The organism is Streptomyces sp. ADMS (assembly GCF_033441795.1).
Lineage (GTDB): Bacteria > Actinomycetota > Actinomycetes > Streptomycetales > Streptomycetaceae > Streptomyces.
On sequence record NZ_JAVFVX010000175.1, the window covers coordinates 1 to 10424 of the forward strand.

Annotated in this window: 9 protein-coding genes and 1 pseudogene; 8 read left to right on the top strand and 2 right to left on the bottom strand. The window is 68.4% G+C overall.

Annotated features, from left to right (window positions below):
- The first annotated feature begins 392 nt into the window (after window positions 1-392).
- Window positions 393-917: a winged helix-turn-helix domain-containing protein gene (locus tag RB628_RS37765; protein WP_318325168.1), complete on the top strand. Its 525-nt coding sequence runs from the start codon at window positions 393-395 to the stop codon at window positions 915-917.
- Window positions 918-1147: 230 nt separating this feature from the next.
- Here the strand turns inward: RB628_RS37765 and RB628_RS37770 are convergent, their stop codons facing one another.
- Both RB628_RS37770 and RB628_RS37775 read right to left on the bottom strand, forming a co-directional pair.
- Window positions 1148-2731, bottom strand: coding sequence for an MFS transporter (locus RB628_RS37770; protein ID WP_318325169.1), 1584 nt, complete (start codon window positions 2729-2731; stop codon window positions 1148-1150).
- 183 nt (window positions 2732-2914) lie between these two features.
- Complete coding sequence (locus RB628_RS37775; RefSeq protein WP_318325170.1) at window positions 2915-3307, bottom strand: BlaI/MecI/CopY family transcriptional regulator; 393 nt, start codon at window positions 3305-3307, stop codon at window positions 2915-2917.
- Window positions 3308-3557: 250 nt separating this feature from the next.
- Here RB628_RS37775 and RB628_RS37780 point away from each other — a divergent pair, with 250 nt between their 5' ends.
- The 7 genes and pseudogenes from RB628_RS37780 to RB628_RS37805 form a co-directional block, all read left to right on the top strand.
- The gene (locus tag RB628_RS37780; RefSeq protein ID WP_318325171.1) at window positions 3558-4004 is read left to right on the top strand and encodes an SCP2 sterol-binding domain-containing protein; all 447 of its coding nucleotides are present in this window, start codon (window positions 3558-3560) and stop codon (window positions 4002-4004) included.
- A gap of 97 nt (window positions 4005-4101) precedes the next feature.
- Window positions 4102-5316 carry an acyl-CoA dehydrogenase family protein gene (locus RB628_RS37785; protein ID WP_318325172.1) on the top strand — a complete coding sequence of 405 codons (1215 nt, stop codon included), beginning with the start codon at window positions 4102-4104 and terminating at the stop codon, window positions 5314-5316.
- Entirely contained in the window at window positions 5313-6251 is a 939-nt protein-coding gene (locus RB628_RS37790) for a hypothetical protein (RefSeq protein WP_318325173.1), read from the top strand. Before RB628_RS37785 ends, RB628_RS37790 begins: the two co-directional genes overlap by 4 nt.
- Entirely contained in the window at window positions 6252-7148 is an 897-nt protein-coding gene (locus RB628_RS37795) for a ThiF family adenylyltransferase (RefSeq protein WP_318325174.1), read from the top strand.
- Window positions 7149-7152: 4 nt separating this feature from the next.
- Window positions 7153-8565 carry an amidase gene (locus RB628_RS37800; RefSeq protein WP_318325175.1) on the top strand — a complete coding sequence of 471 codons (1413 nt, stop codon included), beginning with the start codon at window positions 7153-7155 and terminating at the stop codon, window positions 8563-8565.
- 312 nt (window positions 8566-8877) lie between these two features.
- Window positions 8878-9063, top strand: a pseudogene (locus RB628_RS42800) (AfsR/SARP family transcriptional regulator); the annotation flags it as partial.
- Window positions 9064-9129: 66 nt separating this feature from the next.
- The coding region (locus RB628_RS37805; protein ID WP_318325176.1) for an alpha/beta fold hydrolase at window positions 9130-10424 on the top strand (1295 nt) is incomplete at its 3' end.

Below are 10424 nucleotides of genomic sequence, written 5' to 3' on the forward strand. Positions count from 1 at the left end.
GCCGCAGGTCGCGGAGTGCAGTCCAGCGGCCCCGAGGAATTGCGCAGCAGAGTCGGCGTATGAGCCTGGCCGGGCGTTGTCGAGGGTGCTCTCAAGCGGTTCACGAGTGGCGGTCCAGAAGTATGAGCTACGCCAACTCCGCTTGACAGAAGGTGCGGGCATGACAGTGACGGAGCGCATCCACCGGACTGCGATCCTCCGCGTTCCCCGTCGGGCCGAAAACCATCCATTCATAGGTGTCCGGCATTATTTCGTCGGGGTTGCACACCGCGTGCCCCTTTGTCTCCAGGAGGTCATTCCGCCAGGCTCGCCGGGGGTTCCGCAGACGTCCGCGTCGCCGACGCGGCTTCGTCATGTGCCACAGCGTGGGAGAGCACGAGAGGAAGGCATGCGTGAAAGACATCATGACGCCGGATGTGAAGATCGTCCGCTGGCCTGCCGAGTCGGGAAAACTGGAGGGCTTCCGCATGCAGGGGCTGCCCTGTCTCATCGTGGTGGCCAGGGGTGCACGGGTGCCCGAGTTGGCGGGTGCGCACGAGGATTGGGTACGACAGCCGGTGGAGGCATGGGAGTTGAAGACCAGGATCGCGTCACTGCATCTCAAGGCCACGTCCCAGGGCGCCCCTCCCGTCGTGGACGAGGACGGGTTACTTCGGTACGGCGGTGCGGTCCTGCCGCTCACGGTCTCCGAGGCGGCGGTGTTGCGCGGGCTCGTGCAGCGTCGCCCGGGGATGGCGAGCCGGGCCGAGCTGGCGGAGCGGCTGCTGTCCGCCAACCGCTCCGCCAGCCAGAACGCCCTCGACCTGCACATGATGAGACTGCGGCGGAAGGTCGTGTCTGTCGGGCTGGCCATAGAGACCGTGCGGGGGCGTGGGTTTCTCCTGAAGACCGGGGCCGTTGCGGAGCCCAGCGGTTGAGAACCCGAGCGGGATGGGACCCAGGGGCGGGTGACGACCACGGTTGGCCGAGCATCCGGGTCGGCCGAACTCAGGGGCAGCTGCGAACGGCCCGGGCGGGTGGTGGCATTCCGTCACTCCGGGGCCGCTCGAATCCCTGCCGGGTGCCCTGCGCCCAGCGGGACACGGTGGTGCTCCGGTACGGCCGGGCACCCGGCGGCGCCGGGCCCTACCGGATCGCCAGTGCCCGGCTATCGCGTCGGCTGGGCGGCGGGGTCGGAGGATTCGGCGCTGCTCGGCTGCGCGGCAGTGCCGGTGGGGACGCCGAGCCGGCCGGGCAGCCACAGCACGGCCACCACCGCGGCCAGCGCGAGCGCCCCGGCGGCCACGCCGAAGCTCACGTGCATGGCCGACAGATACGCGTCCTGGGCCGTGGCCAGCAGTCCGGGGAGTTGTTCTCGCGTCCCGGCCGGCAGCGTGCCCGCCTCCTGGAGTTCGCGGACCGCGACCACCGTGCCGCCCAGGGACTCCGAGGCCGTCTCCCGTACGCCCTCCGGGAGCACGTCGACGGCGCCGCCCAGCTCGTCCCGGTACCAGACGGACAGGATCGAGCCGAGGACGGCGACGCCGAGCGCGGCGCCGATCTGTCGCAGTGTGTTGTTGACGCCCGCGCCGATGGCGGCCTGCTCGGGTGCCACCACGGCCATCGTGGTCGTCGTGGTGGTGCCCATGACCAGGCCGAGGCCGAAGCCGGACACGCCCAGCAGGATCTCGTACCACCACAACGCCGTGTCGGCAGCGATGCCGGCCTGGCCCGTGAACGACAGGGCGAGCAGCAGCAGTCCGGTGGTGACGACGGCCTTGGGGCCGAAGCGCATGGCCAGCGGGTTGCTGAGGATGGCCGAGGCGACGGTGCCCACGGCCACCGGGAGCAGGATGAGGCCCAGTTCGAGGGGGGTGTGACCGCGGATGGCCTGGACGTAGAAGACCATCAGGAAGGTGCCGCCGGTCAGCGCGAAGAAGGAGAGCGCGAGGCTTGCGGTGCCTGCCGCGAAGGACTTGTTGCGGAACAGCTTCACGTCCAGTGCCGGCTGCGCCGTGCGGCTCTCGAACAGGACGAGCACCGCCAGCAGGGCCACTCCGGCGACCATCGTGCCCAGGACCTCGACACTGGTCCAGTTGTTGGTCTCTCCGCCGCGGATCACCCCGTAGACCAGTGAGCCGATGCCCGTGATGGACAGCAGGACGCCGGTGACGTCGATGCGTGGCCTGGTCGCCGAGCGGGACTCGGCGAGGACCACCAGGAGGAGGACGGCGCAGATGGCGGCGATGGGAACGTTGATGAGGAAGACCGAGCCCCACCAGAAGTGTTCGAGCAGGAAGCCACCGGCGATCGGGCCGAGGGCGATCGACAGACCGCCCAGCGCTGACCAGATGCCGATCGCCTTGCCGCGTTCCTCCGGGGCGAAGATGTCATTGATCACCGCGAGTGTGGCGGGCGGCACGACCGAGCCGGCCACGCCCATGACACCGCGCCAGATGATGAGTTCCTCCGGGGTGTCGGCGAAGCCGGCGAACGTGGAGGCCACTCCGAAGGCGACCAGCCCGATCACCAGGACGCGGCGGCGGCCGAAGGCGTCGGCGAGGATGCCGGAGGAGAACATCAGGGCCGCGTAGAACAGGATGTAGGAGTCCAGGGCCCACTGGAGCTCCGCGTTGGTCGCGCCGACGTCCTCCTGGATCGTCTGCAGAGCGACGTTCAGGATGGTGTTGTCCATCATCACCATCAGGAAACAGCAGCCGAGGACGGTCATGATCAGTCCGCGTCCGCGCACGGGCGCACCCGCTGATAATGCCCCGCTCACTTCGCACCTCCTGTCAGAGGGGCGTGCCGCACCGGATGCCGCGCCCCATGCATCTACTACGCGAGCATAGTAGTTCGTGGGGGCGAGGGTGTGCGGTCATGGCGAAGTAATCGCGAAAGAAAGCGGCTCGCTCGGTGTGTTGGGAGCGTCGGCTCAGTGGCCGGGGCCCTCGTGCAGCAGCTTCTCGAAGCGTTCGCGGAGGTCGGGGACGTTGCGGATCTCGTCGAGGAAGTGACCGACCGCGCTCACCCCGAAGTCGCGGATCACCTCGCGGACAGCCATCGCCGCCTCGTCCGTGACGCAGGGCGCGTAGGCGTAACCCCGGCCCGCCTTGGTGCGGTTGGCCGCGCCCTTCTCGGCGAGGCGGCTCAGCACGGTCATGACGGTGGTGTACGCCAGCGGGGTGTCACGGCCGGTGTTGAGCGCGCCGAGGACTTCCCGGACCGTCATCGGTCCGGGAGCCTGCCACAGAACCTCCATGATCTGGTTCTCCAGCGGGCCGAAGACGAGGCATTCCTGGGAAGCGCGGGAACGGTCGGCTGTCACCCCTTCAATCTACGGTGCTCGCGGCCCGAACGCCCAGTGGTGCCAGGCGCCGACGGGGTCGGTCCATGTCGTGCCGCACCTCCGCATGGCGGGCGGAGGTGCGGGAAACGGTCCCGTCCGGTCGTCGCGCCGCTTCGCCTTGTATTCGTGTGGGTGAGACGGGAAGTGCTTCTCTTTCAATACTCCTTCCTCTTCCTTTTCCCGCTCTGTCGATACGCCTGTCCATGCTGCGGGCGATTCCTATGATGCGGTGAACGCCGATGCGGCGATTCGCTGTTGGGAATATTTGACGGGAGAAGTATTCATGGCTGTCTTCGAGTCGACAGAGGTTGCCGAGCGGATTTTCGGCACACTCTTCGAGATCCTGTTGAAGGATGAGCAGTTCACTTCGCAGCTGCGCGCGAGCAATCTGTCCATCCGGCTGACCCAGACCAGCCCGGACTGCGTCCTGCATGTGTCCGCGGACGCGCTGACGGTCGGCGCAGGCGCGCCCGAAGAGGCGACGATCAGGATCAAGATGTCGTCCGACACCGCGCACCAGCTCTGGCTCGGCAAGCTCATGATGCCGACCGCCATCGCCACCGGAAAGGTACGGATCCGCGGCAAGGTCGCCCGGGTGCTGGAACTCGTCCCTATCCTGCGGCCCGCCTTCGACCGCTATCCGGAACTGGCGGCGGAGGAAGGGCTTCCCGTCTGAGAGCGCGGCGCCGTCGGGCCCCCGGCGGACACTGCGAAGCGGCACTTCGGTACTTCCCCCGGTCATAGGATCCGAGTTACGGAGTTTCGAGACAGACATGACGAACAACGACGAACTTGAGCTCAATTTCGACGTCCTTCCCGGCGAGGTGGAGAAACTTCGCCGCCAGGTACGGGAATTCGCCCGCGAGGTCGTCGCGCCCCGGGTGACGGACCTCGACACGGCGCCCGCCGACGACTTCGACTGGGACATGGTCGCCCAGGGGCACGCCCTCGGCCTCACCCGCGTCGCCGTGCCCAAGGAGTACGGCGGTCTCGGCCTCGGCATGATCGGCTGTTCGGTCGCTCTGGAGGAGGTGGCGTCCGTCTGTGCCGGCACCGCTCTCATCTTCGGTGCGGCGATGCTCGGGCAGACCCCGGTGCTGCTCTCCGGCGACCCGCGGCTCCAGGCCCGGTTCCTGCCCATGTTCTCGGGCGACGCCCCGGTCCTGGCGTGCAACGCCGTCACCGAGGAGGAGGCGGGCTGCGACCTGATCATCCCGGCCAACGCGGTCCACGCCCGCGACGTGATGACCGCCCGCCGTGACGGCGACCACTACGTCCTGAACGGTAAGAAGAGGTTCATCACCAACGCCCAGGTCGCCGCGTTCGCCTCGGTGTTCGCCAACATGGAGGGCGCGCCCGGCGCCACCGGCCTCACCTCGTTCATGGTGCCGCTCGACCTGCCCGGTGTGGTCCGGGGGCCGGTGGCAGACAAGATGGGCTACCGGCTCTGCCTCGGCAGCGAACTGGAGTTCCACGACGTCCGTATCCCCGCTGAGAACATGATCGGCGACGAGGGCGACGGTATGGCCATCAACATCGCGCAGAGCAACATGGCCCGCGCCTCCGTCGCCGGGATCTCCGTCGGTGTTGCCCGGGGCGCCCTCGAACAGGCTCTGGAGTGGTGTGACACCCGTGTCCAGGGCGGACTCCCGCTGCGCGAGCACCAGTTCACCGCGGCCAAGCTCGCCGAGATGTCCGCGAAGGTCGACGCGGCGCGACTGCTGTATCTGAAGGCGGCCCACAAGGTCGACAACGAACTCCCCGCCCCGCAGTACGAGCCGGCGGCGGCCAAGCTCTTCGCGGACCGGGTCGCCATCGACGTCGCCGACATGGCCATGTCCCTCACGGGAGCCCGCGGTTACGTGAAGTCGTTCGGCATGGAGAAGCGGCTGCGTGACGCCTACGGGGCGCGGATCTACGAGGGCACGCCCGAGGTGCTGGCCCTCGCCATCACCGAGAGCCTGTATGCCGCCGGAGAGCCGATATGACGGACAGCGAAGACACGGGGGAGCAGTTACCGGCGGGGGAGCGGGAACGGTATGTCTCGGACATCATCCGGCTCCACTCCACCCTGGACTTCCGGTCCCTGCCCGACCACGTCGTCGGCGAGCCGCTCTACTCCGTGTACGACCCGAGGGACGAACTGATCACCCTCACCGTCGAGGACGACCAGCTGCCCCTGCGCTACCTCAACGGGATCATGGGGTTCCGGCTCGTGCAGTATCTGCGGCTGGGCTGGATGTCTCCCCAACTCGTGTACGAGCGGGCGGTCTTCCGGGAGACGGTCCGGCACCCGGAGGGTGTGCAGAACGTCCACACCGTCAGCCTGTGCACCCGTACGGGGAGGATCCGCGGCTACATCGGCCTCGGTTGCTCCCAGGACCCGGTCTCCATGCCGCTCGACCACCCCGACCGCCGCCGGTTCTCCACCGAGGCGGCGCACGACATCGACCTGCTGGGCCGGTTCGCGGCCGACGGCGTGGGCACGCACCAGGCCTTCGAGATCAAGCGGTTCGTACGCGACCTCGAACTGCCGCCCGGCCCCGGCACCGAACGCGTGCCCTGGCATCTGCTGCTGGGCCTCGGCAGAGTCATATCGGCGGCCGGGGACCGTACGCGCCTCATGCTGGGCGACGCCAAGGAGAGGGTGGCGATACGGCACTTCCGGCTCACCGGCTTCGACCTCCAGATCGACCGCGGCACCTCGCCCCGGCTGCCCGAGACGGACCTCATGGCGCCCATCTACGACCAGGACGTCATCGCCGTTCCCTTCGTGGCGCCGGTCCACGCCGACCTCGGTGACTACATGGACCTCATCGAGGACTACCTCGGCGGCGGCCCGGACGCGATGACGCTCCTGGAACTGGTCGCCGCCATGACCGCCCGCAGGTCGGGCGCGCACCGCCTGAAGGAGGCGTCGTAGATGAGTGGTGTCGAGGCTGAGGAGAAGGTCTTCTACGGGGAGCTGACCACCCGAAACAAGGGCGTGGTCAGCACCGGAGAGCAGGCCCTGCTGCGCGGTGCGACCGTGCTCGTCGCCGGGTGCGGGTCCATCGGCGGGGCTGCCGTCGAGCCGCTCGCCCGGCTGGGAGTGCGTTCCTTCGTACTGGCCGACCCGGGGACGTACGAGGTGAACAACCTCAACCGGCAGAGCGCGGCGGCCACCGACGTCGACCGCAACAAGGCCGAGGTCGCCGGCGAGCGGGTGGCGGCCATCAACCCCCACGCGCAGGTCCGGGTCTTCCCGGAAGGGGTCACGGAGAAGGCGGTGGAAGAACTGGTCGGCGACTGCGACGTCATCGTGGACGGCGTGGACGTGACGACCATGGACGGCTGGCGGGCCAAGCACCTTCTTCACCGCGTCGCCGTTGATCGGCGGCTGCCGCTGGTCACCGGGTGGGACATCGCCGGCGCCCAGTACGTGCGCTGTTACGACTACCGGTACATCAGGGAGCCGTTCGACGGCGCGATCGCCGAGGCCGATCTGGATCGGCTGACCTCCTGGCAGCTGCTGCTGCGGGCCGTGCCGTTGCGGTACGTGCCGGTGGAGATGCTCGTCGAGGTACGGGCGAACCTGGGGCGGCCCGGCTACAGCTTCCCCCAGGTCACGTATGTCGCCATGATGTTCGGCGCCATCACCTCTCACATGGTGGTGAAGCTGCTCTCCGGGGCGACCGTGCGCCCGGAGGTGTACATCGATGTGCACCAGCAGGTGCGCTCGACTCGGCGGCGGGTGGCCACCCGGCTGCGCCGGACCGCCGCGCTCGCAGCCCTGGCGCCGGGGCTGCTCAGGCTGGTCCGCGGCGGAAAGGGGAACTGACGCGATGTCCGATCTCCACGAGATGACGGCGCTCGAACAGGCGGCCGCCATCGCCAGGGGCGAGCTGTCCCCGGTCGAACTGGCCGACCACTACCTCGGTCGCATCGAGGAAGCGGACAAGGAACTCGGCGCGTACCTCACGGTCACCGCGGAACTCGCCCGGTCCCAGGCGGAACGTGCCGAGCGGGAGGCTGTGGCGGCGCGTCGGGACGGTACGCGGCTGGGAGTGCTGCACGGGATACCCGTGCCGATCAAGGACCTCGTCCAGGTCGAGGGGGTGCGGTGCACCTGGGGTTCGGCGGTCTTCGCCGACCACGTCAGTGACACCGACGACCACGTGGCCGCCCGGCTGCGGGAGGCCGGCACGGTCATGCTGGGCAAGACCAACACCGCCGAGTTCGGGCTGCCCTGCTACACCGAGAACAGACTCGGGCCGCCGACCCGCCATCCGCTGAGCCCCGGGCGGTCGCCCGGGGGTTCCAGCGGCGGCGCGGCGGCGGCCGTCGCGGCGGGCCTCGCACCGCTCGCGCACGGCACCGACGCCGGTGGCTCCGTACGCATCCCGGCCTCCGTCTGCGGCCTGGTCGGGCTGAAGCCGAGCAGGGGCCGGATCAGCAACGGTCCCTGGCGCCCCGACGTCACGGGACTGTCGGTGCACGGCGCGCTGGCCCGCACGGTGGCCGACGCGGCGGCGCTCGTCGACGTGATGGCGGGGCCGATGCCGGGCGACGTGTACACCGCGCCCGGGCACCCCGGGGGTACCACCTTGCTTGAGCATGTACGCCGGGAGCCCCGTGCGCTGCGGGTCGCGGTGCTGAGGCAGCCCATGGTGCCCGACGCGGTACTGCACCCCGACTGCGAGGACGCCCTCGACAGCACCGCCGCGGCCCTCGCTGCACTGGGCCACGAGGTGGAGGAGCTGGAGATGCCTCCCGACGGAGGTGTCGTCGAGGCGTTCACCCGGGTCTGGTCGGTGGAGGCGGCGTCGTACGAGGTGGAGCCGGACCGTGAGGGTGAGCTGATGCCTTTCACGGCCTGGCTCAGGGAGGTCGCCGCCGGGGTGTCCGCGCGGGAGTACCAGACGGCGCTGGCCACCTTCCGGGGCCTGGGGCAGATGCTCACCGACCTGCTCTTCGCCGCCTACGACGTGATCCTCTCCCCAGCGCTGGCCGAACCACCGGTGCGGATCGGGGAGTTGCGCGACGACTCCGATCCGGCGGCCGAGTTCGCCAGAATGACCGCGTTCATGCCGTACACCGGGGTCTACAACCTCACCGGCATGCCCTCGATCACTGTCCCGCTCAGCCGGAACGCCGGGCGTCTGCCGATCGGTGTGCTGTTGGGCGCGCGGTACGCGGACGAGGCACTGCTGGTGTCGCTCGCGGCTCAGTTGCACCAGTCCGCGACGACGTACTGACACCCGGGGCCGAAAATTTTCATTTCTTTCGGTCATTGTCTGGCGGGTATTCGTCTTTGTTTGCAATGGCAGTGTTCGCACTCCGGTTGGGGGGTCAAGTCGAAGTAAAATCATGACCGAATTTAATCCCCATTTTGGCCGGTTCTCAATAGTTCTGCGGCAGGAGGTACCCCTGGCGTACCCCCTGTATTCCTTAGTCTTTCCGGGTTGTGTGGCTCGGTATAGTAATCCCGTCGCCATGGGGAGATGTGGTGGCGATCCTGGGGAGGATGGGGGATGCTGGTGGAACTGAATGTTCTCGGTGCGCTCGAAATGCGTGTGGGTGGGAAATCCGTCGTTCCCTCCGCGCCGAAACTCCGACAGATATTCACGTTTCTGGCCATGCGGGCCAACACCGTTGTGACGGTTACCGAAATCGTCGAAGAAGTCTGGGCGGGAGTGCCTCCGAAAAGCCTTCCCACCACTCTGCAGACCTATATTCTGCAGCTTCGGAAAATGCTGAGGGAGGCGCGGTCGGGGGCCGCCGGCCCGGGGCGGGAACCCGATGGTGTCGAAGGGTTCATCGTGACCTACGACGGCGGCTATCTCTTCAGTGCTCCGCAGTCCCTTCGGAAGGACTTCGAGGAATTCACCAGGTCCGTGGAGACCGGGCACCAGTACATGCAGAACGGAAGGAACTCTGAGGCGGCCGAGCTGCTCGGTGAGGCGCTCGCGCTGTGGCGCGGCAACGCACTCGTCGACGTCCGGCGCGGTTCGGTCCTGGACGCCTACGCGATCAAGCTGGAGGAGGTACGCCTCTCCGCGCAGATCCTCCGCCTGGACGCCTGCCTCGGACAGGGCGGCGATCTGCATCTGATCCCCGAACTGAACGCGTTGGCCGGCCTGCATCCCCTGAACGAGACGCTGCAGTACCAACGGATGATCGCGCTGTACCGATCGGGCCAGGTCGCCGAGGCGCTGAGCAGTTACCGGGCCTTCTACTCGGAGGTGATGGAGCAGGTGGGGATAGAGCCCTCCACGCACCTGAGGGACCTGCATTCCGCCATCCTGAATTCCGCCCCGGCGCTGTCGGCCGTGGCGACCTCCGAGGAAGTTCGCCGGGGAGTCTCTGAAGGTGACGGCGACATCGGGGAAGGGCGTCCAGGCCGGTACGGCTTGGAGCAACAGCACGGCGCGGAAAGGCGGTACGGCCACGGAGGCGAGTGGCCGACCACGGTCCGTGTATCTCCCGGTGACCGCCTCCGTCGTTCTCGTCCCCCGGTCCTGTGGGGAACGAAGCCGAGGAAGGTGATCTCGCCGTCCGAGACTTCATCCTCCCGGGGCGTATGCCGGATCACCCTGGACGCTGCGGGCATCCACCTGTCCGCGCTGCTCAGCGAACCCGTCGGTACGCCCGCCCGTGCCGTCGTGGTCGCCCTCCACAACAGCGGGACGAACGCCGACTACTTCGACGGCCGGGCCCACCCCCCGTCGTCACTCATGACGCTGGGCGCGCGCCTCGGCTACACCGTCATTGCGGTGGACCGCCCGGGCTACCGTCTCTCCGCCGCCCAACTGCCCCATGGGCTGGGCCTGATGAACCAGGCCGCCGTCCTGCGCGACGCCCTGGACGACTTCGAGTCCCGCTTCGCCACGGGTTCCGGCTTCTTCCTGCTCGCGCATTCCTACGGCGGCAACGTGGCGTTGGCCGCAGCCGCCGACCACACTCCGCCCGGCCTGCTCGGCCTCGACATCTCCGGCTGCGGCCACGAATACGCCGTCGATCCGCACGAGGTACCGGTCCTGCTGGACCGGGGCCGATCCGCGAAGAACTGGGGCCCGCTGAGCCTCTACCCGCCCGGCACGTTCAGCGGCGCACG